23 protein-coding genes are annotated in these 25,683 nt (G+C 49.0%); 16 read left to right on the top strand and 7 right to left on the bottom strand.

All coding sequences use genetic code 11. The features are described 5' to 3' along the window. Window positions 1–61: 61 nt before the first annotated feature. Both AC2T0J_RS12240 and rpsU read right to left on the bottom strand, forming a co-directional pair. Window positions 62–505: a GatB/YqeY domain-containing protein gene (locus AC2T0J_RS12240; protein WP_489806102.1), complete on the bottom strand. Its 444-nt coding sequence runs from the start codon at window positions 503–505 to the stop codon at window positions 62–64. Window positions 506–592: 87 nt separating this feature from the next. Beyond that, complete coding sequence (rpsU, locus tag AC2T0J_RS12245) at window positions 593–808, bottom strand: 30S ribosomal protein S21 (protein ID WP_012517258.1); 216 nt, start codon at window positions 806–808, stop codon at window positions 593–595. A gap of 250 nt (window positions 809–1,058) precedes the next feature. Here rpsU and tsaD point away from each other — a divergent pair, with 250 nt between their 5' ends. Genes tsaD through AC2T0J_RS12265 form a run of 4 tightly spaced genes read left to right on the top strand, consistent with a single transcriptional unit; the run spans window position 1,059 to window position 4,550 of the window. Then, complete coding sequence (gene tsaD / locus AC2T0J_RS12250; protein WP_489806103.1) at window positions 1,059–2,072, top strand: tRNA (adenosine(37)-N6)-threonylcarbamoyltransferase complex transferase subunit TsaD; 1,014 nt, start codon at window positions 1,059–1,061, stop codon at window positions 2,070–2,072. A gap of 47 nt (window positions 2,073–2,119) precedes the next feature. After that, window positions 2,120–3,334: an alkaline phosphatase family protein gene (locus AC2T0J_RS12255; protein ID WP_489806104.1), complete on the top strand. Its 1,215-nt coding sequence runs from the start codon at window positions 2,120–2,122 to the stop codon at window positions 3,332–3,334. Between the two features lie 17 nt (window positions 3,335–3,351). After that, a complete protein-coding gene (locus tag AC2T0J_RS12260; RefSeq protein ID WP_489806105.1) occupies window positions 3,352–3,702 on the top strand; it encodes a carboxymuconolactone decarboxylase family protein in 351 nt (116 codons plus the stop codon). Between the two features lie 23 nt (window positions 3,703–3,725). Next, entirely contained in the window at window positions 3,726–4,550 is an 825-nt protein-coding gene (locus tag AC2T0J_RS12265; protein WP_489806106.1) for a redoxin family protein, read from the top strand. Window positions 4,551–4,553: 3 nt separating this feature from the next. Here AC2T0J_RS12265 and plsY read toward each other — a convergent pair whose 3' ends face one another. Continuing rightward, the gene (plsY, locus tag AC2T0J_RS12270; protein ID WP_489806107.1) at window positions 4,554–5,156 is read right to left on the bottom strand and encodes a glycerol-3-phosphate 1-O-acyltransferase PlsY; all 603 of its coding nucleotides are present in this window, start codon (window positions 5,154–5,156) and stop codon (window positions 4,554–4,556) included. 196 nt (window positions 5,157–5,352) lie between these two features. On the opposite strand from plsY, the gene folB reads away from it, so the two are divergent. From folB to AC2T0J_RS12295, 5 genes are all read left to right on the top strand, one after another. Next, window positions 5,353–5,709, top strand: coding sequence for a dihydroneopterin aldolase (gene folB, locus AC2T0J_RS12275; protein ID WP_489806108.1), 357 nt, complete (start codon window positions 5,353–5,355; stop codon window positions 5,707–5,709). Between the two features lies 1 nt (window position 5,710). Further along, a complete protein-coding gene (folK, locus tag AC2T0J_RS12280; protein WP_489806109.1) occupies window positions 5,711–6,217 on the top strand; it encodes a 2-amino-4-hydroxy-6-hydroxymethyldihydropteridine diphosphokinase in 507 nt (168 codons plus the stop codon). Further along, window positions 6,214–7,014, top strand: a complete 801-nt coding sequence (locus AC2T0J_RS12285) for an undecaprenyl-diphosphate phosphatase (RefSeq protein ID WP_489806110.1) — start codon at window positions 6,214–6,216, stop codon at window positions 7,012–7,014. The genes folK and AC2T0J_RS12285 overlap by 4 nt, the downstream gene beginning before the upstream one ends. Window positions 7,015–7,043: 29 nt before the next feature. Beyond that, window positions 7,044–7,412, top strand: coding sequence for a histidine triad nucleotide-binding protein (locus tag AC2T0J_RS12290; protein ID WP_489806111.1), 369 nt, complete (start codon window positions 7,044–7,046; stop codon window positions 7,410–7,412). A 531-nt stretch (window positions 7,413–7,943) separates the two neighbouring features. Then, complete coding sequence (locus AC2T0J_RS12295) at window positions 7,944–8,213, top strand: hypothetical protein (RefSeq protein WP_489806112.1); 270 nt, start codon at window positions 7,944–7,946, stop codon at window positions 8,211–8,213. 374 nt (window positions 8,214–8,587) lie between these two features. Here AC2T0J_RS12295 and AC2T0J_RS12300 read toward each other — a convergent pair whose 3' ends face one another. Beyond that, window positions 8,588–10,258 (bottom strand): DUF8614 domain-containing protein, encoded by a 1,671-nt coding sequence (locus tag AC2T0J_RS12300; RefSeq protein WP_489806113.1) that lies wholly within the window; start codon window positions 10,256–10,258, stop codon window positions 8,588–8,590. A 387-nt stretch (window positions 10,259–10,645) separates the two neighbouring features. Here AC2T0J_RS12300 and AC2T0J_RS12305 point away from each other — a divergent pair, with 387 nt between their 5' ends. Beyond that, entirely contained in the window at window positions 10,646–11,482 is an 837-nt protein-coding gene (locus AC2T0J_RS12305) for an HDOD domain-containing protein (RefSeq protein WP_489806114.1), read from the top strand. Between the two features lie 37 nt (window positions 11,483–11,519). Here AC2T0J_RS12305 and AC2T0J_RS12310 read toward each other — a convergent pair whose 3' ends face one another. Then, window positions 11,520–12,698, bottom strand: coding sequence for a benzoate/H(+) symporter BenE family transporter (locus tag AC2T0J_RS12310; RefSeq protein ID WP_489806115.1), 1,179 nt, complete (start codon window positions 12,696–12,698; stop codon window positions 11,520–11,522). Between the two features lie 288 nt (window positions 12,699–12,986). Between AC2T0J_RS12310 and AC2T0J_RS12315 the strand changes: the two genes are divergently transcribed. Beyond that, window positions 12,987–14,219 carry a DUF418 domain-containing protein gene (locus AC2T0J_RS12315; protein ID WP_489806116.1) on the top strand — a complete coding sequence of 411 codons (1,233 nt, stop codon included), beginning with the start codon at window positions 12,987–12,989 and terminating at the stop codon, window positions 14,217–14,219. Here the strand turns inward: AC2T0J_RS12315 and rdgC are convergent, their stop codons facing one another. Further along, a complete protein-coding gene (gene rdgC, locus AC2T0J_RS12320; RefSeq protein WP_489806117.1) occupies window positions 14,220–15,128 on the bottom strand; it encodes a recombination-associated protein RdgC in 909 nt (302 codons plus the stop codon). Between the two features lie 99 nt (window positions 15,129–15,227). Further along, complete coding sequence (locus AC2T0J_RS12325; protein ID WP_489806118.1) at window positions 15,228–16,955, bottom strand: sensor histidine kinase; 1,728 nt, start codon at window positions 16,953–16,955, stop codon at window positions 15,228–15,230. A 600-nt stretch (window positions 16,956–17,555) separates the two neighbouring features. On the opposite strand from AC2T0J_RS12325, the gene phoB reads away from it, so the two are divergent. The 5 genes from phoB to AC2T0J_RS12350 all read left to right on the top strand — a co-directional run bounded on the left by phoB (window position 17,556) and on the right by AC2T0J_RS12350 (window position 25,648). Further along, entirely contained in the window at window positions 17,556–18,245 is a 690-nt protein-coding gene (gene phoB / locus AC2T0J_RS12330) for a phosphate regulon transcriptional regulator PhoB (RefSeq protein ID WP_105932924.1), read from the top strand. A gap of 67 nt (window positions 18,246–18,312) precedes the next feature. Beyond that, on the top strand, window positions 18,313–19,617 hold the full coding sequence (gene phoR / locus AC2T0J_RS12335; protein ID WP_489806119.1) for a phosphate regulon sensor histidine kinase PhoR: 1,305 nt from the start codon (window positions 18,313–18,315) through the stop codon (window positions 19,615–19,617). A gap of 1 nt (window position 19,618) precedes the next feature. Beyond that, window positions 19,619–20,572 carry a PstS family phosphate ABC transporter substrate-binding protein gene (locus AC2T0J_RS12340; protein ID WP_489806120.1) on the top strand — a complete coding sequence of 318 codons (954 nt, stop codon included), beginning with the start codon at window positions 19,619–19,621 and terminating at the stop codon, window positions 20,570–20,572. Further along, window positions 20,572–21,375 (top strand): prolyl hydroxylase family protein, encoded by an 804-nt coding sequence (locus tag AC2T0J_RS12345; protein WP_489806121.1) that lies wholly within the window; start codon window positions 20,572–20,574, stop codon window positions 21,373–21,375. Before AC2T0J_RS12340 ends, AC2T0J_RS12345 begins: the two co-directional genes overlap by 1 nt. A 214-nt stretch (window positions 21,376–21,589) precedes the next feature. Beyond that, a complete protein-coding gene (locus tag AC2T0J_RS12350) occupies window positions 21,590–25,648 on the top strand; it encodes a hypothetical protein (protein WP_489806122.1) in 4,059 nt (1,352 codons plus the stop codon). Window positions 25,649–25,683: the final 35 nt, after the last annotated feature.

Below are 25,683 nucleotides of genomic sequence, written 5' to 3' on the forward strand. Positions count from 1 at the left end.
GATATGTGGTTAGCGCAATGATCTGCGCCATAACCATAAATGCCAGCGTGTGTTGGGAAATTTACCCTAAACGCTGTTTGATTTGGGCGCTCAGTGCGCCCATATCGGCCCGGCCTTGTACCTGGGGTTTTAACACGCCCATTACCTTACCCATGTCCTGCATGCCACTGGCACCGGTTGAAGCCATGGCTTCATCGATCAGCGCAGCAATTTCCTCTGCAGTGAGAGGCTGGGGTAAGAAAGACTCGAGTTCGACAATTTCTGTGCGCTCAGTTTGCGCCAGGTCATCACGACCTGCCGATTCGTACTGCGCGGCAGCATCCTGACGTTGTTTAACCATTTTAGTTAAGATTGCCAGGATATCAGAATCGCCTAACGTTACCTGTTCATCGATTTCTTTTTGCTTAATAGCTGCTAACGCCATGCGAATAGTGCCAAGACGGACCTTGTTTTTTGCCCGCATTGCCTCTTTTTGTGCATTTTTTAAATCGTCGATTAGCGCCATAAGTTACTCAGTCGATAGTTGCTTACAGGTTAATTGCTGCATTTCATTGCAGCTGTACTGTACTAAGGGGTGCCCCTAAAGGCTATCCTAGTACAGTTTTACGCGACGTGCGTTTTCGCGAGCCAGCTTTTTCAGGTGACGCTTTTTAGCAGCTGCTTTCTTGCGCTTACGTTCCCAAGTTGGCTTTTCGAAAAATTCACGACGACGAACTTCTGACAGAACACCGGCTTTTTCACAAGAACGCTTAAAACGACGCAGTGCTACGTCAAATGGCTCGTTTTCTCTAACTTTAACGATAGGCATTAAAAATTCACCTCAAAACTTAACAGGATGTCCGGGTTAAAATAGGTACTTTTAAACCACCCGGGTTAAAAATGGTGCGAAATTCTAATCATTCACGCCCACGATGTAAAGCCTTAGTGTTAAAAAAATAGCCAAAACGCCTTTGTAATACACCCTGATGCACCGCAGTGGCCTGAATTCACCAATTCGGGTAAACTTCGCAGCCAGTCACCCCGGCTAAATCAGATTAACTAAAGGCAAACAGAACACTATGCGCGTATTAGGTATTGAGACATCCTGTGATGAAACCGGTATTGCAGTTTATGATGACAATCAGGGGCTTTTGTCGCATACCTTATACAGTCAGGTTAAGTTGCACGCCGATTATGGTGGCGTGGTGCCTGAGCTGGCATCTCGAGATCATGTGCGCAAAATTGTCCCGTTGATCCAAAAAGCGCTGAGCGATGCAAGTTCCTCCTCTGACGATATCGATGGCATTGCTTACACTCGTGGGCCCGGCCTGGTTGGTGCATTATTAGTGGGGGCATCGGTAGGCCGGTCTTTAGCCTATGCCTGGGATGTGCCTACGGTAGGAGTGCATCATATGGAAGGGCACTTGTTAGCGCCAATGCTGGAAGATAGTCCACCGCCTTTCCCTTTTGTGGCGCTGCTGGTTTCGGGCGGTCATTCCATGTTGGTGCGGGTAGATGGTATTGGTAGTTATCAGTCGTTGGGCGAATCCATCGATGACGCAGCCGGTGAGGCCTTTGATAAAACGGCAAAACTGCTGGGGCTGGATTATCCCGGTGGGCCGTTACTGGCAAAACTGGCTGATCAGGGAGACGCCGGGCACTACCGTTTTCCGCGCCCTATGACCGACCGCCCCGGCCTCGACTTTAGCTTCAGCGGCCTGAAAACGTTTGCCGCCAATACCATTCGTGATGCAGACGGCAGTGAGCAAACCAAAGCTAATATTGCTTTTGCTTTTCAGGAAGCGGTCATTGATACCTTGATCATTAAGTGTAAACGGGCGCTCAAGCAAACCGGACTGAAGCGGTTGGTGATTGCTGGCGGGGTTAGTGCCAATACTTCACTACGTGCTGCCATGACACAATTAATGCAGGATATTAATGGTGAAGTGTATTACCCGGGGTTAAGTTTTTGTACCGACAACGGCGCAATGATAGCTTATGCGGGGTTGCAGCGCCTTAAATCAGGCGAAACCACGCCTCTGTCAGAATCAGTGATTCCTCGCTGGCCACTTGATTCATTGACACCAGTGTAATAAAAAAGGTGCTATATTAAGCTTTTTAATTAATATCAAAGCCTTTTATGACACTTTTTTTCTGGCGCAGCCTGCTTAGTTGCCTGATTCTTTTAAGCCTGAACGTATATGCTGAACGCCCTGAGCAACATTTGGTATTAATCTCAATCGACGGTTTTCGCCACGATTATATCGAAAAACATCAGGCCCGGGCGATAGCCGACATTGCTGCTCAGGGCGTGCGGGCTGAAAGCATGCAGCCAGTGTATCCGGCCAATACTTTTCCCAATCACATTTCTTTACTTACCGGCCTGTTGCCGGTCAATCACGGTATAGTGAACAACCGTTTTTACGACAAAACCCGACATGCATACTACTCCATGGGCGACGCGTTTAAAGACAGTACCTGGATCACGGCGATGCCGTTCTGGAATCTGGTTGAAAGCCATGGTTACCCGGCAGCCACTTATTTTTGGCCGGAGTCAGATGCGCGTATTGGTGGTCAGCTACCTTCTTATCATTTTCACTATTCCAAGTATTCAGATTATCAGCAACGGATAGATCAGATTATTGAATGGCTGACCTATCCTGAAGCATCCCGACCAGTGTTCATTGCCGGCTATTTTTCTTTGGTGGACACCATGGGGCACGATTATGGGCCGGATGCACCGCAGACGTTTGCAGCAGTGCAAAAAATCGATGCACTGCTTGGCCAGTTGTATGAGCGTATTCAGGCTTTACCCATTAAGGTCAATCTGATTCTGGTGTCTGATCACGGCATGATTGCGGTAGATAAAAGCCGACTGATCTATCAGGACGAACTGAATATCAGCGATGATTTTCTGGTGCTTAACGAAGGGGAACAAATTCTGCTTTACGCCAAAGACGGCGTAAGCGAGAAAGCGGTTCAGGCTCAGGAGGAAGTGCTTCGAGCGTTGGCATTGCCCGGTGTCAGAGTGTTTGACGAAAATCAACGAAACCACTATCACATGCCGCGTAATCCTCGCACCGGTGATATTATCATTACCATTGATGCGCCGGCCCGGTTTGCTACGAATAAAAACAGCCGTATCGGTCCTGGCGGCCATGGCTATTTACCTGAGCATCCGGATATGGGAGCCATCTTTGTGGCTGCGGGCCCTGCTTTCAAGCAAGGTAAACGACTGCCGCGATTCAGTAATCTGGAGGTGTATCCGGCACTGGCTAAAGTGTTGGGGCTTGAGTTAGTCAGCCCCATCGACGGCAAGCTGGATGTACTTAATCAGGCGCTGGCTGAACAATAACCTAAGGAGTCATGAAAATGAGTAAGTCTTACCCTGAAATAACCCAACGTATTTCCAGTAACTTAAAAGCATTGCGCAGTGATATCAGCGATACCATGCAAGGCTTTTCAGCTCTGGCGCAAGCCGCTACCAAAGACGGTGTGCTGGATAAAAAAACGAAGGAGCTTATTGCCCTGGCCATTGGTGTATCCACTCGTTGTGATGGCTGCATCGGCTTTCATGTAAAAGCATTGGTAGAATTGGGTGCCACTAAGCAGGAAATTGAAGAAACGCTGGGCATGGCCGTTTATATGGGCGGTGGCCCGTCACTGATGTACGCCGCAGATGCCATGCTGGCTTACGAGCAGTTCAGTGAAGCGAGTGCTTGATCACCCTTGCCGGTTGAGCCGGCTTGCATAGTTTGTCGATAGGGCCGGTGGGCCTGGCCATTGATTATGTGCTGGTGTGGGGAGCCTTGTTCCTCGCGCTTGTCTGGCTGCGCCTGTTAGTAAAAGAAAAGCCGTTACGCGCCCGGGTGGAAAACACTTTGTTTAGTGTTTTTGTGGCGGCACTACTTGGCGCGAGGGGCGGGTTTATCTGGCATATGTGGTCACAATACCAATATGACTGGCTGGCTATGCTGGATATCCGCGACGGGGGCTTTTTACCCCAGGCCGGACTGATAGCCGGGATACTGGTACTGGTTTGGCGCATTCAAAAATTGCCCCTGACCCGCAATCCTTCAGTGAAAGTTGTTCTGCTAACTGCAGCTTGTATGCTGCCGATCTACATAGGGGTTAACTGGGTTAATCGTAGCGCGACCATGCCGTTGCCGGTGGTGCATAATACCGCTCATCAGACGGTGGACTTTGCCTCCTTTACTGATAAGCCGATTGTGCTGAATGTTTGGGCTACCTGGTGCCCGCCATGTCGTCGCGAAATGCCGGTGCTTGAACTGGCCCAGCAAAACTATCCCAACATGCATTTTATTTTTTTAAATCAGGGCGAGTCGGCCGTCGACGTCAATGATTTTCTCACAACCCAAGGCCTTAAACTCGAAAATGTACTGCTTGATACCAGCGGGGCAGTGAGTGAAGCCTTCGGCGTGGCCGTATTACCCACCACGCTATTTTACTCTCCTGACGGTCAATTGCTGTATCGCCATGTAGGCGGCGTCTCGGCGGCAAGCCTCGATTACGCGCTGCAACAACTGACACAAAAAACGCCTGAAGGTTAAAGCTTACTCGTTGGCTTTACCTTTATCCCAGACTTTACTCTCTTCACCTTTGCGCAAACGCTGAATATTTTCTTTGTGCCTGAAAATGATCAGTACCGAAAGCATGGTCACCGGGATCGTATACATAGGCTTGATAAACCAGGTAAACACTGGCGCCAGTACCACGGTAACAATAGCGCCCAATGAAGAATATCCCCAGATAAATACCACAACCGCCCAACTGGCAATCAGCGAACCGGCCAGTGCCGGACCAATCGGTAACATGGCGCCAAATGCCGTAGCGACCCCTTTGCCGCCGGCAAAATTAAAATAGAGCGGGAAGATATGCCCCAGACAGGCAGCAATAGCAATGAAACCAAGGGCAACCGGGGCAAGCCCCATAAAGTAGGCAGAATAAACCGGAATGGTGCCTTTCAGTACATCAATGACTAGCACCAGCAGGGCGGGTACCCGACCACCGAGGCGGTAAACATTGGTGGCACCGGGATTGCCTGAGCCATGGCGACGGGGATCGGGCAATTGAAAAGCACGGCTGACCAATACTGCACTGCTAACAGAACCTATCAGGTAGGCAACGCCAATCATCAACAGACTGAGTGCAATCAAGCCAATGCTCCAATTATGTATGAAAAGTGTGCACACACTACTAGAATATCGCCCGCAAAGCCAGATATTGTGATGCTATGGGGGGCAGCTACAATGCGTCCTGAAAGCTGGCCGGACTGGCTATGATTGCCGGGATCGCGTAATCTGCAACGCCAATGCTATACTCGCAAAAAATGTGTTTTAAGGTGCAGTAAATATGCAGCAAATATTTATCGAAGGGCTGGAAGTGCCTACGCTGATAGGCGTATACGACTGGGAGCGTACGGAAAATACGGTGCTGATCGTCGATCTGTTGATCGATGCCGATTTAAGCGCGGCCATGCAGTCGGACGATGTGGCTCACACCATCGATTATGCAGCGGTGGCGGAAACCGTTAAACAGGTGGGGAGTGACTCCTCCTTTGAGTTACTTGAAGCATTTGCCAATGCCATTATCACAGCGGTTTGTCAGGCGTTTCCGATACAAAAACTGCTACTGACGGTTGAAAAGCCGGGAATATTACCGGATGCCCGCAAGGTCGGCATCCGCATTACCCACGAGGCAGGCCAATAAAGTGAGCCTGCATCAGGTTTTTATTGGTATAGGCTCGAACATTGAGCGTGAGTTTCATACCCGCGAAGCTTATCGGGTGCTTCATCAGTACTTTGACAACGTTGTGGTATCACCGGTTTATGATTGTCCGGCTGAGGGCTTTGATGGGCCGGGATTTTATAACTGGGTTGCGCGAGTAGATACCAGCTTATCGCTGGAGGCTATTTATCAGTTATTCAAACAATTAGAAGCCGAATACGGGCGAAAAGACTGGTATAAAAAGCACTGTTCACGCACAATGGATCTGGATTTATTATGCTTCGATCAAATGGTGTGCGATGCTCCGGTAACGTTGCCTAGAGCGGAAATTCTGCAGCGGGCATTTGTCCTGCGACCGCTGGCCGATATTGCCCCTGATATGCGCCATCCGGTAGTAGGAAAAACTTTCTCGCAACTTTGGCAGGCCTTTGATCACAGTGAGCAGCTAACCACGCCTATCGATTTTAAATGGAGTTCACCCCAGGGATGACGCTTTTCGAAATAATTGTTCTGGCCATTATCCAGGGCCTTACCGAATTTTTGCCTATCAGTAGTTCTGCGCATTTGATTTTACCTGCCGAAGTGCTCGGCTGGCGCAATCAGGGCCTGGCATTTGATGTGGCGGTGCATGTGGGCAGTTTGCTGGCGGTAATGATTTACTTCCGCAATGATATCCTGCAAATGACAGGCGCTTTTTTTAAGCACGGGTTCAGCAAACAGCAAACCACCGACAGTAAGCTTGCCTGGTTTGTGGTTATTGGCACTATTCCGGCGGTAATAGCCGGCTTTTTACTCAAAGACCTGATTGAAACCCAAGCACGCAGTGCCGCCGTGATTGCCACTACGACAATCCTGTTTGGCTTGCTCCTGTGGTACGCTGATGTAAAAGCTAAACATGTGCAGAAACTTGAACAGTTAACACTGCGTCAGACAATCATTATCGGACTGGCTCAAATGCTGGCATTAATTCCGGGCACATCACGTTCTGGCATTACAATGACGGCTGGATTGATGCTCGGATTAAACCGCGAGAGCTCAGCACGCTTTTCGTTTTTACTGTCTGTTCCGGTGATTCTTGGCGCCGGATTGTTAGCAGTAAAAGACCTTCTGGAAGCCAACCAAGCGGTAGATTGGTCGGCATTAATTTACGGGGCCGGTTTTTCCTTTGTCAGTGCTTATCTGTGTATCTTTTTGTTCCTGAGCTGGATAAGCCGCATCGGTATGTTACCGTTTGTGATATACCGCTTACTGCTTGGCGCCGTGTTGATTGCCTTTATATTCTGGTAAGCCCTGTATCGATTTGATGGAGATGATAAATGGCTGAAACTATATTTGATAAGATTATTGATAAGTCTATTCCGGCTGACGTTCTGTATGAAGATGACAAAGCGCTGGCCTTTAAAGACATTAACCCGCAAGCCCCGATTCATTTTCTGGTGATCCCTAAAAAGCAGATTGCCACCATGAATGACATCACCGAAGAAGATGAAGCGTTGGTTGGCCACCTTTATACGGTAGCAGCCAGGCTGGCGCATGATATGGGCTTTGCCGAAGAAGGTTACCGGGCGGTTATGAACTGTAATGAGTTTGGTGGTCAGACCGTTTACCACATTCATTTACATGTTCTGGCGGGAAAAATGATGGGCTGGCCGCCGTACACAGATAAGCCTAAACATTTGGAGTAACTTCACGCCCTGTCGTGACGTTATCCTGGAAGCGCCACGGGTGCTATCCGGGATCGCCTTAAACGATATTGGGAATTAAAAAGTGCCACTCTCTGATTATCCACAAGGTGAAGGCACTTCGACTGCTATTCATTTCTTCACATTATGTCGGGGTGCCGACAGCACCCAGGTGGCAGTGAGGCCACTCCAATTTAGCACTCTATAACAGCTTCGCTCAGTTCTATGTGGCGAAACAGCTTACTGACAGACAAAAAGGGGAACCCTACGCTTTCCCAGATCTTTTTGTCAGTCCGTAATTCGCTACAACAGAACTACATAAAAAGCAGGTTGTTTGTCAGCCAATAGCCTTATCAGAAGATAGCGGCTCGTGGGCCGGTATGACGATTACTTTTTGAGGCTACAAAACACCGTGTCATCCCGCTCACAGGCCAAAGAGAAGAATCTCCAAAGCTACAGTCAGCATTATTACGCCTGGCATCGAAAAACAAAGCGCTTGCTTGATATTAACCCGTCGTTGTGCGTGGAATAGTAATGGTTAATTTGGTGCTTAACCTTGTCGATAGCCCGAGTGCCAAAGCCGCCCTTAAAGTGGAGCTGAACTGTGTCGTTAACCCCTCTCTTTTGACATTCAATGCTTCCCTGTATCGCCGGTACTTCAATGGTATAAGGATGCTCGAGATAATTGAGATGGCTGCTGGTTCAGGCATGTTTCAAAGCGTATGTAAAACGATGGTGCGCTCCGATACTGAAGTAAATGTGTCTTTGCTGCCAGCACTTAATCACAAGAAAAGCACCAATTAATACTTTTATTGCCGGCAACATATAAACTGCTATTCCCTCAAGCTTGGTTTGCGATATTAATGAGAATGTCCATAATCCAGCCGCTGCATAGACTAACAGAACGAAAACCAACAATAGTGATGACGACACAAGAAAGGGTTGCCCGGTTTTAATAACCCGCCAGCCTACAAAAATCTGATAGGCAGACATAGCGAGCTATAAAAGTGCACAGAGTTGACTCATATATTGATTCCTTGTCAGATGAAATGGGCCTGAACGATCAGGCCAGATATTAAAGAGCAGACTGTGTTCGTTGTCTGCCTGAGTGCGAGGCGATAGATCACCCCGGTAGATTCAATACTACCGGGGTGATTATTTGTGCCTGGCGCTTTTTCTTATAAACCGAGTTGTGTTTTTCCCTGTTCAAACACAATATCAACCGGGATACTGGCTGCTTTTAAACGGGCTAAATCGGCTTCTAATTGAGGTTTAATAATCCCTTTATCGGCAACCAGCTCAGCTACGCCATCGTAATCGCCGTTGCCTTGCAGGGTGAGAATGAGTTCAGATAAGGAAGAAACCGCTTCCGACATTTTTTCCATATTCACGCTGTAAAGGCCGTCGTTATTACGATCAAAAGCGCCCATGGTGGCAAAATAGTTAAACCGGATCATATTGGCTTTACCGTGTGCGCTGGATGCACCAAAGCGCACTGAGCGGAAGATACCCGCCATAAAGGTAACGTAATAATCTTCCAGGGTTCCCTCGGTTATTTCACCTTTCTCCAACAGGCTTTGCACCATGTAAAGACCAAGAATATCGGCTTTACCTTCTTCCAGCGCCGACGCGTGTTCTTTGAGTGCAGCCCGAACGGTGCCTTTATCGGTAATGGTATTTTTAATCCCCAGGCCATGGGCTACTTCGTGAAACATGGTGTTCGCGAAAAACGCATTAAACGTAATGTGGTCGCGTTGCTCAGGGGCAATAAGCACTTCTGAAATGGGTTTAAGAATATGATCAAACTTGGCCCGCATCGCATTTTTCAGTTGCAGTCGGCGGGTGCCTTTAGCAAGCTGAACCCGCTCATCATTGGGCAGATTGATGGCAATAGTTTTGCTACCTGCATTAGAGTGCCCGGCATAATAAATCACATCATAAGCATTAAGGTCTGCATCCGATCCTGGTGTTTCCTGCTTGTAGGCCTCGTCAACCGGCAATCCTTGTTGCAGTTCAGGCAGGAACTGAGCATATTTCGCTAACCGCTCACTCCAGGCCATGTCTTTGATCAGCACGTAAGATTCGAATGCTGCGCGATAACCATAGAGTTGGTCTTCATAGGTTTCGATGGGACCAATAACCAGTTCAATGGGATTAGTCTTCATATCCATCCAGGCCATGTCTGAGGCGTAATAATCGTCGCTGAGCAGCGCTGCGGCACGCAGTTTCAGGTACTCTGCGAAGGTCTCGTTGTCAGCCAGTTCAGATGCTTCATTAAGTATATCCGCTGCTTTAGTTAGTTCTGCCTGATACTTCTTGGAATAAGGCGTAGCAGTTAGATCCCCGCTTTCAGTACGTTCGACTACAGAGTAGAGGCCATCTTTGTCGGCGAATTCGGCGGCCGCGAACTCCGTTTTGGTCATGTCGTGAGGGTAAAATTCAGCGCCGGTGGCTTTTTCTCCGTAGCCACTCAGGAATGGAGCATCGCCGTTTAGGCGGTCCCAGGGACCATAATTAATGGCTGCAAAAGCTCTGAGTTTCTCATCGGTAAACTGTTGCAGAAACGCTTTTTTGTCGTCAAAAAAAGCCTGTTTCCAGAACAAATCGTCCATAATTTGGGAGGCGTCTATTAATTTGCTGAGCATTTGTTTTTGATTATCATTCAAATGGGATAAATCAGTCGTTAGGGGAACCTGGTGATAAATTTCCAGGCGACTGTCATTAACCAGCGATTTAGGAGCGCTATCCTCGACAATGGATTGTGGCGACTGAGGTTCGGAGCAGCCAGCGAAAAGAAGTGAACTGGCCAGGGCGGTAAGGGCAAACGTTTTTTGCAGTGCTTTGCGCATATAAATTCGTCCGTCGTTTATTAAAAGTTGTTGTTATTGTTTAGCATTTTTATCCGTGATACGGGTTTTTACTGCTATCTTTTATTCCGGCGGGCACTATTGAATGACTGCCCGGGCGATAAAAACAGAAACTCTTTCTAGCATAACCAAGCCGTAAAGCAGATGCTATACTCAATTAAGCAACAAAATTTCTTTTGTCGACCGTACGAAAAAACCAGAAAGTCATTTTTCTTTATACGGGCTGGTCGCATGACAGAAATTTGAACTATGTTATGGTTATACAACAACAACAAACTTTGATTTTCAACAATATAAAAGACAGCGCGCTCCGTTACTGTTAACCGCAACGGATGCGAGATCACACTGACCATCGACAAAGGTAGGAATATGTCTACACAAAATGCGCTACTCACCATTCTGGTTGAAAAGATTAAAAACGATACGTTGGTGCTGCCAACGTTACCCGCTGTGGCGTTAAAAGTACGGAAAGCCGCTGACGATCCGGATATTAACTTACAGAGTATGGGGGAGGTGATTGGCCAGGATCCATCGCTGAGTGCGAGGATGATCAAAATTTCCAACAGCGCCTACATGGGGCGATCGGTTAAAGTGACATCCATCTCCCAGGCGGTAACTCGTATAGGCCTCAGACAAATTAAAAATATTGCAACGGCGTTGGCAATGGAACAACTGTTTGTTTCGAAAAACGAGCTGGTTGGCGAATACATGAAAAAAGAGTGGTCGAATACAGTTGATGTGGTAGCCAATGCCATGGCTGCATTGCAAATGTACACTGCCCGGACCAAAAAACGCGATCTCAGCATCGACACTATGACGTTGATGTCGTTAATTCACAGCATCGGCGTACTGCCTATTTTAACCGAGGCGGAGCGTCACACCGAGGTCTTTGCCAGCCCAAGCTTCCTTGATGATGCCATTGACAAACTAGCCCCTAAAGTGGGCGGTAGCATTATGCGTAGCTGGGAGTTTGGTGATGACTTTGTTGTAGTGGCTGAGCGTTGGCATGATCTGGCTTACATTCCTGAAAAGCTCGGCTATATCGACTTTGTAAGAGTTGGCGCTGCATTAGCCGGCCAAATCGACAGTAAGAAAGATGCAGTGCTTAACCTGGCCATTCAGCGTGGTGTGGTGGAAGATGTTAATTCACTCCTATCTGACGACTTTGCCGAAATGCGGGCTGCCGCTAAACAAATTTTTGCCTGATCCCTCCAGGGGCTGCTCAACGGCCCCGTTTATATTTTTATGGCTTCATCGGCTGTTTCCATTGGGGATGCAACCACAGGGTTACCATTCCAGCTAGTAACCCCCAAACGGGTGCACTAATCCCCGCCAGGCTTAACCCTGATGCACTGCACAGCAACGTTAGAATAGCGCCTTGCCGAAACGGCGTATCCTGCAGACTTCGCAACAAGCTCGACTGCAGGGTGGATAACAGCGCGATGCCCGCCAGCAGGCTGGTTACCACCTGCGGCATCTGCATAAAAACCAGTGTAATGGTTACGGCAAACAGGCCGGCGAGACAATAGCCAATCCCGGCCACGACACCGGCCAGGTAGCGTTTAGCCGGGTTTTCATCCACATTGTCGGCCATGCAAATAGCCGCGGTAATTGCCGCCAGGTTAATCATAAAACCGCCAAAAGGGGCACTGAATAACTGCACCAGCGCGATCCCTGTTAATACAAACCGGTTGTCCGGCTTATAGCCATGGCTATGCTGTATACTGATGCCGGGCAGGTTTTGCGACAAGGTGGTAATCAGATAAAGCGGCAGGCCGACACTTATAAGCGCTGCGCCGTTGAAAGCCGGCATAACCCACTCGAGTGCAGGCAGGGAAAACCGAATAGGTTTGGCGCTGGTATCCGTTAGCATAAGCGCTGCCAGTGCTGCAATCACCAGTAACACCAGCATCAGGTAGCGGGGAAACCAGCGACTGCCAAGCAAATAAATCAGTACAAACAGCATACTTAGCAACGGGTAGTCCTGAGCGCTGGTAAACACACCCAGACAGTAGGGCAGTAAGATACCCGCCAGCATGGCTGCAGAAAGCGCCGGGGGAATACGTTCAATGCCGCGCATCATCAGTCGGCTGCGTGCGGAAATCAGACTCAGAATACCGGCAAATAAAAATGCACCGGTTAACTCGGCAAGAGAAAAACCGTCTGCGGTAGAAATTAAAAATACTGCGCCCGGTGTAGACCAGGCGGTGATCACCGGCATTTTAAAGCGCCAGGAAAAAAACAGGGTGCTCAAGCCCATTGCCAGACCAAGCACCAGTAACCAGCTGATTAACTGAGATTCGCTGGCACCTGACTGTCTGGCCGCTTCCATGACAATCACTACCGAGCTGCTGTAACCCACAATAACAGAAGTTGAGCCAGCGGCTACGTGACTAAGCTGAAGAGAGTGATTGTGTTTCATGGTCATATTCACCTGCATATCAATTCCAGTTTGTGCGTTATAACGTACGCGCTGGGTTAATATAACATTGTACGTTATAGCGCACAATTGGCGGCCTGCCATTAATTGCCATGGTCAAGCCCTTAACAAAAGCCGTTTCTATTCGTAGGGGCAGGGTTTACAGTGACTGATTGATGTATACTGTCGCCACAGGTAACAGCTATGGGCCGGCAGACTGTGTAACTATCACCAGTGCCAACAACACCTAATCGAACCAAAAAAGAAACCGAAAATGCTTGAAGACAAGCAATGAGCCAACAAATACCACCAGCCACCCGCATTATAAGTCTTGATGCGTTACGGGGCGTAGCCTTGCTCGGCATTCTGATGATGAATATTATTGCTTTTGCGTATCCCCGGGCGCTTTATGATAATCCTTTTGCGCTGGGACCTTTAAGTACAGTAAACGAGTGGCAATGGTTCCTGTCGGAAGTGTTTTTCGCAGAAAAATTTTACGCTTTGTTTGCCACTTTATTCGGTGCAGGTATTGCCATGATGGCGCAGCGGCAGCCGGACCCGATAAGCGCTAAGCAGGTGCACTATCGTCGTATGTTCTGGCTACTGCTGATTGGCCTGTTGCATGCCTATAGTTTGTGGTGGGGCGATATTCTGGTGACCTATGCTATCGGCGGACTGCTGATATTCAGGTGCAGAAACTGGTCGGTGAAAAAATTACTCGGCTTTGGTTTGTTTCTGCAAAGCATTCTGATGCTGCTGTTATTGCTGGTGTACTACTCCTGGGGAGGCATGTCTGAAAGTGAACAACTGGAAATTATTCAGAGTATCAGCCCATCAATGGCACAACTCCAGCAAGAAATAGCTGCCTATCAGGGGAACTGGTGGCAAAGAGCGGCGATGCGGGTCGACACGACACTGGATTTTCATGTTAATGCTCTGATCGCAGTAGAGTTTCGAATGTGCGGCCTAATGTTAGTCGGTATGGCGCTCTATAAGCTCGGTATTCTGACGACGAACCGGTCGCTTAAGTTTTACCGGTTAAATGGTTTACTGTGTATATTTATTGGCACTTTGATATGTGGTGCCGGCGCTGCGCTAATCAAACAAAATGGCGTGGTGATACCAGAGTTTATGACCGTCTATCGTTTTCCCAATTACTGGGGGGCACTGGTTTTAGCCTGGGGATATTTGTGCCTGGTGATGTGGCTGGTGAAAGTGGCCGGTAATAACTGGCAAGGGGCGGTGGTGCACTATTTAACACCGGTAGGGCAGATGGCGCTAACTAATTACCTACTGCAAACGGTGCTTTGTTGTGCCATTTTTTATGGCTGGGGGCTTGGTTTATTTGGTGAGTTACAGCGAAGTTCTCTTACGTTAATTGTTATAGCTCTATGGACAGTGCAACTGAGTCTCTCACGCTGGTGGCTTAACCGCTTCAACAGCGGGCCCATGGAGCGTATCTGGCGTAACCTGACCCAACGCCGCTGGCAGCCAGTGCTGCAGCGCAGGGTCAGGCAAAGCTGATTAATTGTCTTTATCGAGGTCCAGCGCTTCGCTCAGGAAATTAACAAAGGCACACATCTCGGCAGACATCAGGCTGAACTCCGCGTCCAGACGCGCTGCAACCTGATCCTTGGGAATATCCTGGGTTTCTTCTTTAATCCGGTCAGTAAATTTAATGCGTTTTACCGAACCGTCTTCCTGGATAATCGCTTCCAGAGTTTCGTCGAAATCGAAAGCGACTTTTTGCACTAGCTTGCCGGCATCCAGATGGAGTTGAATTTCTTCGCTATCCAGCGGCTGGTTTTTACAGCGAATAACGCTGCCTACTTCATCCGTGGATTTAAACTCGGCTTCTTCGAGTAATTCAATTTTGGCGGGTGGCTTGTCGGTTAACCAGTGAGTCAGTTCACTTTGCAGACTGTGGCGAACCAGTGGAACTACCGGCAGTGACCCCAGGGCTTTTCGTACCATGGCCAGAAACGCTTCTGCTTTGCCATCGGCGCTGGCATCCACAATTACCAGGTTATCAGCAATTGAGATAAAGCCGTTGGTATAAGAGTTCTTCACAAAGGCCTGAGGTAACAGGCGGGTAATAATTTCCTGCTTCAGATCTGATTGGGCTTTTTTGCCCACCGGTGAGCCGGTTTCTGCTTCAATCTGGGCCACTTTGTCGGCCAGCTCAGAATTGACAACCGAAGAAGGCAGCAAACGTTCCTGCTTCTTCAGCGTGATCCAGTAACGCAGTTGAGTCTGGTGGAACAACAAGGTGTTTTGGCCAGCGTCGTGTAGCGGCGATACAAAGCCCATTGTTGCGCTTTCCTGGCTGCCACAGGGGCGAAAGGCGAGCTCATTTAACGCCGTTTGTAATTCATCATCATTGAGGGCCAATGGCTGGGTGAGCCGGTAGGCTTTTATATTCTTAAACCACATAAAGAAGATCTGTCATTTTGAAAAGGCCGAAAGGTTAGCAGTGCGCTGGTATCTGCGCAACTATTGTGGTTGATATTGCCGGTCTGCGGAAAGTGCGTATCAGGTTCTGGCCGGGAAGCGAATCTCGTAGCGCAGGCCCTGGCCTGGTTCACTGCTGGCTTCGATATTGCCGTCAAGTGCCTGGGTAACCAGGTTATACATAATGTGGGTTCCCAGGCCGCTGCCGCCCTGCCCGCGTTTGGTGGTAAAGAACGCATCAAAAAGGTGGCCTAGGTGATCGGCCGGGATACCGCAGCCATCGTCCTGGTAGGTGAGCAAGACGTCTTCACCGTCCTGCTGCACGGCAATATCAATATGGCCACTGGGTTTGTCTTCAAAGCCGTGGATAACGGAATTCATAACCATATTGGTGACGATTTGGGCAATAATGCCCGGCGCTGAGCGAATGTACAGGTCATCGGGGCAGTTCACATTTACCTTGTGCTGAGTGTGTTTAAATGACGGGCCGAGAGATTGCAAAATCTCATGCAGGTAATTATTTAAGTTAAATACCCGTTCTGCTTCACTGGTTTGGTCTACTGCCACCTGTTTAAAGCTGGTGATAAGGTCGGATGCCCGGTTTAAGTTAGTCAGTAGCAGATTGGTGGTTTGTTCAGCCTCATCTAAAAAAGATGCCATGGTTTTATTCGTGAGGGATTTATCCTCATAATTCTTACGTACTTCCGTCAGGCGCTCATTGAGAAAGCTGGCGGCGGTAACTCCAACGCCGAGTGGGGTATTCACATCGTGGGCAATACCGGCTACCAGGCCACCAAGAGAGGCCATCCGTTCAGACTCAAGTAGCTGATCCTGGGCCAGCTTGAGGTTTTCCATGGACTGGGCCAGTTCTTTGTTTTTATCCCGCAGCACGTTTTCGATGTACTGACGGTTTTCGTTCTCCTGGCGAAGCTCCCGCTGATTAGTAATCAGTTCATCCTTCTGGCGCTCCAGATCCAGCATAATCTGACTGAGTGAAGCGGTTTTCTTGGCCACCTCCTGTTCCAGCAACAGGTTCTGGTCGTCGAGTTTTTTATTCACCCGCTGTAACTCACTCTGAGTGTTTTTGAGTTGCTGCTGGGAGACAATCAGGTCATCAATTACCTGGTTGTAGGAATATTGTAATAAGCGCAGTTCATTTTCATCGTCGAGGGTTAAATAAATTTTCGATCGTTCCGGATGCTCCGGGTTGAACGCACTCATTTTTTGCGTTACTTCCATCAACGGATCTGACAACATGCGGCGGAAGGCAGTCATAAACAGAAACACCAGAAACGCCGTTTTAACAATTGCGTTGCCGATTAAAAAGAAAATCCCCACTTCGATACGGCCGAAAATAATATCGAAGTTGGAATACAGGGTGACATCGCCCACAGTGGAGGCGCGGTTGGAGAACTCAAAAATCAATGGAAAGCTGTAACTGAACAGACCTCCGTCATGATCTTCCAGTTCGCCACTGGTAAAGGGGGCTCGAATTTGCGCAATGGTTACGCCCAGGTCGGCTATGTAATCACCATTCTCATCGCGAATTTGTACGCCGGTAACAATGGGCAGTTCCATTAACCCTTCGGCAATCGATTGCGCCTGGAGAATGTTTACTTCCCAAATGGCCCGCGTAAGGCTGGTCGAAAAGGTATTCTTTAAGGTTTGCAGTTCAGATTCAATGTGACTTTTGGTGCTGAGATATTCAGTAAAGATCTGGCCAACGGTCACAATGAAAGTCAGAAAGAAGTACACCGACAACACGCGTGTAAGTAGCTTTCTCGACAACCCTGTCTGAACCGACGCCATCTGATACCTATCTAATAATACTGGTGAGTTTTTGAACTCTATCAAGAATATGTGTTAATTACTGAATAGACAAGTTCTTAGCTCGACTTCTTGATGATTAGCGCAATACCTTAATTACCTTTATACAGGGGCTGTTGACCTTTGGTGTACGAATTTTGTTCTAAATGGGAGCCTTTTAATCGAGGAATCGTTCTGCAGGCCCAGTGGACTAAGTCAAAGAACGGTGACAAAGAGTAAAAGGTTCCCATGACGAACCCTTGGGCAGCGTTTGTCGCGCATTTCTGCTACGTCAAGTCTCGTTCGTGTAGATGGCTACACTTCTCAAGCCTTTCCTTGCATAAATACACGACAATTCGCTGCAAAAATGAACACCAAAGGTCAACAGCCCCTAGGTCACGCTTCTCTATATTCAAATTTTCTTTATAATTTCGCTAACCATTATTGGCTCTGGTAAGATGCCGGGCATGTTTATTTACGCAATCATCCTATTAAATCCGATAATCGTAGTCACAAACTTGACATATAAATGTAATCGTTTAATAAAATTGTCACACACCCTGATAATAATAGCGGCGTTTTGTAATGAGCTGGAAAAAATCTATGTCAAGAAGAGTCTTGTTGGTAGAGGATGAAGCGCCTATTCGCGACATGCTATCGTTTGTGCTGGAACAGTCGGGATTCGAGACTATCGAAGCAGAAGATTACGATATCGCGCAACAAAAGCTGGTAGAACCTTATCCTGATTTAATTTTACTGGACTGGATGTTACCCGGTGGTAGCGGCGTTCAATTGGCCAAAAGCCTGAAGCAACATGAGTTTACCCGAGATATCCCGGTAATCATGCTGACGGCTCGCGGTGAAGAAGACGATAAAATCCGAGGTCTGGATGCTGGTGCGGACGATTACATAACCAAGCCGTTTTCGCCCAAGGAGCTGGTGGCTCGCATTAAAGCAGTGATGCGTCGCGTTACGCCAACGTCAAATGAGCAACCCATTGAGTTCAATGGTCTTAAGTTAGAGCCCATCTCTCATCGGGTGATGGCCAATGACGAAGCGCTGGATATGGGGCCTACTGAGTACAAGCTACTGCATTTTTTCATGACTCATCCGGAGCGGGTGTATAGCCGTGAACAACTGCTCGACAATGTTTGGGGTACCAACGTCTACGTTGAAGATCGCACGGTGGATGTGCATATCCGTCGTTTACGCAAAGCCATTGGTGGTCAGGGACACGACGCCATGATCCAAACTGTCAGAGGCGCGGGTTACCGTTTTTCGACTAAGCTTTAATTTGATTTCATCTTTGGGGTAGGTATAGTCTGCCCCATTGTCAGCGCGCAAGGAAGGAACATTCGGGATGTATTACCCCTTTTCGTGGATAAAGTCAGTTGCGCGACTTGTCCTGTTTCTTATCTTCTTTGCGATCATTGGCTGGTATGTGGAAGACATGCTGCTGGCTGTGGCCATGGGCGCTACGGGCTTGTTGCTGGTTAACTACTGGCAGTTATTTAAATTAAACCGCTGGCTATGGCACAGCCGTAAAATGTCGCCACCGTCGGTCAGTGGATTATGGGAACATATCTACGAAGGGATTTATTACCTGCAGCGGCGCAACCGCAACAAGCGCAAGGAGTTGGGCGCGCTGGTTAAACGCTTTCGTGAAGGTTCTGAAGCCTTGCCCGATGCTGCCGTGGTGGTCGACTCCAAAGCCTGTATTATCTGGTGTAACCGCCTGGCTCGGCTGGAACTGGGATTGCGCTGGCCATCAGATGCCGGGCGGCGCCTGGATAATCTGATCCGTCATCCTGAATTTATCGAGTATTTTCATGCCGGTAAATACCACTTTCCCATCGAAGTACCGTCACCGCTCAACCCGTTAAAATCTTTCGAGTACCGGATCATGCCTTACGGTGAAGAGCACCTGTTGCTGATTGCCCGGGATGTCACTCGCCTGAGTCAGCTAGAGGAAATGCGCAAAGACTTTGTCGCCAACGTCTCTCATGAGTTGCGCACTCCGCTAACGGTCATTAATGGTTACCTGGAAATACTGCCGGATGCCGATGAACAGCTTAATCCGTTTGTGAAAAAGGCATATCTGGAGATGAGCACCCAGACCCAGCGAATGCAGAGTCTGATTGAAGACTTATTGGTGCTATCGAGAATTGAAGCCAGTTCAGAGCGCGTGTATGAAAATACGGTGGATATGGCGATGATGCTCAATCAGGTGAAAATTGAAGCCGATGCCCTGAATAAAGACAAGCATCACACCATTGCGTTTCACCTAACGCCCGGGGTGCGCATTTACGGTATTGAAACCGAATTACGCAGCGCCTGCTCCAACCTGATTTTTAATGCCATCAACTATACGCCGGAGGGCGGCAAAATCGATGTGTACTGGTCGGTTACCAAAGCCGGCGTGCGGTTTGCTGTAAAAGATAATGGCGACGGTATCGAGCAACGTCACCTGTCACGCCTGACAGAACGTTTTTATCGGGTGGATAAAGCGCGCTCACGAAAAACCGGCGGTTCGGGGCTGGGCTTATCCATTGTAAAACACGTGCTGAATCATCATAATTCAAAACTTCAAATCACCAGTCGGTTAGGAGAAGGCAGCGAATTCTTTTTTGAATTTGATGCCGAGATGATTGCCAGCCAGGAGTAATATGCACAAGTTTGCTTTTCTGTTACTGCTTATCGGAGTTACCGCAAGTGCTGCGGCCAGTGAAACTGGCTACGAGCGTAAGCCTGGTGTGGCAGGCAATATTACTTCTGTAGGATCAGACACCCTGGCTAACTTAATGACCCTGTGGTCCCAGGAGTTTAAAACGCTCTATCCCGATGTGACCTTTCAGATCCAGGCGTCAGGCTCCTCTACTGCTCCACCGGCGCTAACCGAGGGCACCGCAACTATTGGCCCCATGAGCCGGGACTTAAAGCCCAGTGAGCGGCGTGCGTTTATTCAGGCCCATGGTTACCCGCCAACGGTGATCAAGGTGGCTATCGATGCGATTGCTATTTTTGTTGAGCACCGTAACCCGCTTGAAGGGTTGACCTTGCAGCAGGTAGATGCAATCTTTTCCGTCACCCGCTATTGCGGCGCTGAGGAACGTATCACCAAATGGTCGCAACTGGGGATCAGTGATTATGGCGATTCGGCGCCCATCCGGCTATTCAGCCGAAACTCGGTATCAGGCACCTACGGCCTGTTTAAAATAATGGCGCTGTGTGATGGCGACTTTACCAAATCGGTTAACGAGCAACCTGGCTCTGCGTCGGTAGTATTATCTGTGGCTTCGAGTAAGGGCGGCATGGGCTATGCGGCTTACGGTTATAAAACCGCTGGGGTAAAAGCCCTGCCACTGGGACACTCTGCGGATAAGCTGATCCCGCTGACCAGTGAAACCGTGCAGAATGAAACCTATCCGTTTTCTCGTTTTTTGTATCTGGTGGTTAACAAAGCACCCGGCGAGCCACTACCCAAGCTGGAACGGGAATTTTTGCGTTATGTGTTGTCCACGCGCGGCCAGCAGCAGGTGGAGCGTGATGGTTATTTTCCCATTCGCGAGGACATGTTAAAACGTCAGCTTCGGGTTGTCGGTGAATCTGAGGCACACTGATGCAGTCACAGTGGAAGCAGTGGGTACTAACTAACCTATTACGAACTGTCCCGGTAACGCAGATTTATACCACGTTGCTTGGCGAGGGGTTTGCCCACGCTGAGATCATGGCACTGCTGGGAAATAATATGCCACCCGTCCAGCATCAGACGCTGGCCCGGCAATACGCTGCGCGCTATCCTGAGCCGAAATTTATAGAAAAGGGGTTGCCCGATAACGTTCAGGTTGTTGAATCAGGCCAGGCACAGCTGTATGTGGTGAGGAATTTTCTGGCGTTGTCTACTTGTGAAAACATCGTGGCGCTGAGTAAACAGCATCTCAGGCCATCCACCATTACCACAGCGAACACTGAGGCAGATACCGCGTTCAGAACCTCCAGCACCTGTGATTTAGTCAGCCTCGACAGTGATATCGCCCATCAGGTATCTGCGCATATTATTAATTATTTTGGTTTTGCAAAAGGCAACAACGAGCCAATTCAGGCTCAGCATTATGCGCCTGGCCAGCAATTTAAAGCCCATACGGATTATTTTGAACCCGGTACCAGTGAGTACCGCCAGTTTGCCAGTCTGCTGGGGCAGCGTACCTGGACGTGCATGGTGTATTTAAATGAAGTGGAAGCGGGCGGCGAAACAGAGTTTGTTACACTGGATAAGTCATTTACCCCACACAGTGGCACGGCGGTGATCTGGAACAATTTATTGCCGGACGGGCGACCTAATGCTAATACCCTGCATCATGCCCACCCTGTCATAAAAGGTGAGAAAGTGGTTATCACCAAGTGGTTCAGAGAGGCGCTCTGACCACTGTCATAATTCTCCCTAAAACCGCTCCCAAGCCTGCTAAAGGGGCTCTGTCGACGGTTTTACTGCCTTGAGCTAGTGTTTGAAAAACAATCATCTACTGAAAAGTAAGAAACTTTTATTACAGTCAAATAGTGTAACAAAAGTGTCATTCAAGTCCGGTAGTCTTCTCAGCCATTGAAATAATGACATAAAGTGGTTTTGGAGAATTTTAATGGCTATAAAGCACACATTCAGAGCGTCAGCCATTGCAACTGCACTTATTCTGGCAGGTTGTGGTGGGGATATTAATATCAATGAAGGTGATGTGGTAACGAATCCGGCACCAACACCTACGCCAACCCCGACACCAACCCCAACGCCTACACCAACTGGTGCGGAAAATCCGTTCGACCAGGGGCTTGCCACTGATGTGTCTTCAGAATTTCCTGAAATCACCGACAAACCGGTTTATCGCCTGACTGAAAACGTTGAGTTTAACGAAGAAACCACGCTGACTGCCAATGCACACTGGGTGCTGGACGGTCGTGTTGCTGTCGGTGGCGATGATGAAAACTCTACCGTTCTGAACATTGAAGCGGGTACTACTATTTTTGGTGAAGAAGGTGAAGACTTCTTAGTCGTACGTCGTGGTTCACAGATCAAGGCCGAAGGTACGGCTGCTGAGCCTATCATCTTTACTTCTGTACAGGATGTGACCGGTCAGGAAACTGATATCGGTCAATGGGGTGGTCTGGTACTGCTGGGTAAAGCGCCTGCTAACTCTTGTGGTGATACAGAAGGTAACGCTACCCAGGACGAACTGAATAACTGTGGTGTCTCTGCAGAAGGTGACGCGGGTCAGTTCGGTGGTAACAATCCAACTGATAACTCGGGTGTACTGCGTTACATTGTAGTTAAACACGCCGGCCGTACTTTAGGTAACGGTGATGAATTGAACGGCATCAGCTTTGCGGGTGTGGGTTCAGGTACCGAAGTTGACTACATTCAGGTTCACCAGAACCTCGACGATGGTGTTGAGTTCTTTGGTGGTACCGTAAACGTTAAACACGTTGTTCTGACTGATAACGGTGATGATAGCTTTGACTGGTCTTTTGGCTGGACAGGTTCTGCCCAGTTCGTTTATATCCAGCAAAACACCGAGAATGGCGACAACGCCATTGAAGCTGACAACAGCGAATTTGATGCCACTGCCACGCCATTAACTCAACCTAACATTGCTAACGTCACTATCGTTGGTGATGCGCAAACCAACGGTGTGCGCTTACGGGCGGGTACTGCCGGCTTCCTGACTAATGTGCTAGTGACCGGTCCAACTGGTTATCAAAACTGTCTGCGCGTAAACGGTTCTGAGTCTCAGGAACTGGCTGCTGACGGTGAGCTGGCTATCACCAACTCAATTGTTGCCTGCGAAGATGCCAACAACAACTTTGGTAGCGACACTATCGGTACCATGACCACCGCTGAGTGGTTTGCGTCTCAGTCTGGCAACCAGGTGATGACACCTGCCGAACTTGGCCTGAGCGATGACGGTTATACGCCGGCTCAGGGGTCTGTTCTGCTCACTTCAGGTTCTGATCCTACTGCACTGCACAGCAGCTTTGATTCAGCTAACTACGTAGGTGCTTTTGATGGCGCAACCAACTGGATGTCTGGCTGGACTACAGGTGTTAACGGTGGTTTCCCTGCGGATGTGGATAACGCTTTTGAGCAAGGCTTAGCCCAGGACGTATCTGCCAACTTCCCGGAACTGACTGACAAGCCGGTCTATCAAATCGACGAAGACGTGGTATTTACGGCTGATGTTACCCTGACTAACGATGCGCACTGGGTATTAACCGGTCGTACCGCGGTGGGAGGCGATAACGAAGATTCAGCTACTTTGTATATCGAAAATGGCACCACTATTATCGGTCAGCAGGGTGAAGATTTCCTGGTAGTTCGCCGTGGTTCCAAAATTGAAGCGCTGGGTCTGCCAGGTTCTCCTATCACCATGACGTCTGTTCAGGACGTAACAGGTCAGGAAACCGGTATTGGCCAATGGGGTGGTCTGGTATTACTGGGTAACGCACCGGCGAACTCTTGTGGCGACACTAGCGGTGCCGCTACGGATGATGAACTGGCTAATTGCGGTGTAGCGGCTGAAGGTAACGCAGGTCAGTTCGGTGGTAACCAGCCTGAAGATAATTCAGGTACTATCCAGTACGTTGTGGTTAAGCACGCAGGCCGTACCCTAGGGAACGGTGATGAGCTAAACGGTATCAGCTTTGCGGGTGTGGGCTCACAAACCAACGTTCATCACATTCAGGTTCACCAGAACCTCGACGATGGTATCGAATTCTTCGGCGGTTCAGTAAATGTTCGTTATGTTGTACTGACTGATAACGGTGATGATTCTTTCGACTGGTCATTTGGCTGGACCGGTAAAGCACAATTCGTTTATATCCGTCAGGACTCTGAAGGTGGTGATAACGCCTTTGAATCTGATAACAGCGAGTTCGATGCCTCGGCAACGCCGCTGACTAACCCTACTGTGGCTAACGTAACTATCCAGGGCGCAGCAATGACTAACGGGGTGCGTTTACGTGCTGGTACTGCAGGTGCGCTGTATAACTTCGCAATTACTGGTCCCGAAGGTTACAGCAACTGTCTGCGTGTGAATGGCGTTGAGTCTCAGGCACTGGCCACGGCCGGTGAGCTGTCAATCGCTAACTCAGTAGTCGCTTGTGCTGCGGCCAGCAACTTCAGTGATGCGTTCGCTGAGTCGTGGTTTACCGCTGGTAACAACAACCAGATACTGACTTCTGCTGACCTTAACTTAGGCACCATGGGCCGTATGCCTGGTGCAGGTTCTGCTCTGTTAGGCGCTGGTGCCGACGTGGCAGACGTTGAAGACGACAACTGGTTTGCATCAACCGATTACATCGGTGCCTTCGACGGCGAAAACGACTGGACTGAAGGCTGGGCTTACGGCATGGATCAGTCACTGGTTAGCAATGCTTTTGAACAAGGACTGGCGACAGACGTATCTTCCAGCTTCCCGGAAATTACCGATAAGCCGGTTTATCAGTTAGATGCGGACGTTGAGTTCAACACTGACGTTGCACTGTCTAACGATGCACACTGGGTATTAACTGGACGTACTGCGGTAGGTGGCGATAACCAGAATTCAGCAACCCTTTATATTGATGCAGGCACTACTCTTATTGGTCAACAGGGTGAAGACTTCCTTGTCGTACGTCGTGGTTCGAAAATCCGTGCCATGGGTACCGCTGATGCGCCAATCGTTATGACCTCGGTTCAGGATGTAACGGGTCAGGAGACTGGCATTGGCCAATGGGGTGGTCTGGTATTGCTGGGTAATGCACCGGCTAACTCTTGCGGTGACACAAACGGTGCCGCAACTGAATCTGAACTGGCTAACTGTGGTGTAGCGGCTGAAGGTAATGCAGGTCAGTTCGGTGGTAACCAGCCTGAAGATAATTCAGGCACTATCCAGTACGTAGTGGTGAAATACGCGGGCCGTACCCTGGGTAACGGTGACGAATTGAACGGTATCAGCTTTGCTGGTGTGGGTTCAGGTACTGCGGTTGACTACATTCACGTTCACCAGAATCTGGACGACGGTATCGAGTTCTTCGGTGGTACGGTAAGTGTGAAGCACGTGGTACTGACGGCTAACGGTGATGATTCCTTCGACTGGTCATTCGGCTGGACGGGTACTGCACAGTATGTACTGATTAAGCAGGATTCAACTGGCGGCGACAACGCGTTTGAATCAGACAACAGTGAATTTGATGCATCGGCTACGCCTTTGACTAACCCGACGATTGCTAACGTGACTATCGTGGGTGCAGCCCAAACCAATGGTGTCCGTCTGCGTGCCGGTACGGCTGGATCACTGCACGGTTTTGTTATCACAGGCCCAGCTGGTTATAGCAACTGTTTGCGGATTAACGGTGCCGAGTCTGAGGCGCTGGCCACTGCCGGTGAGCTGTCAATTGCTGACTCAATCGTTGCCTGTGAAGCGAGTAGCAACTTTGGTAGCCAGTTCGCTGAAGACTGGTTCCTGGCCAACGACACCAACGTGACGACTACCGTTGACCAGTTAGGTTTGGCTGATAACGGTTATATGCCAACGGCTGGATCGGTACTGTTAGATTCTTCGTTAACCTTTACCGGCAACGACCTGTTGGAAGACACTGACTTTATTGGTGCCATGGACGCTAGCAATGACTGGACGCAAGGGTGGGTAACTGTCGGTCTCGATTAATCTGCACCGCGCTTAGGAAAAGTCATAAATTAGGA

It is taken from the genome of Alteromonas sp. ISO5 (genome assembly GCF_058105165.1).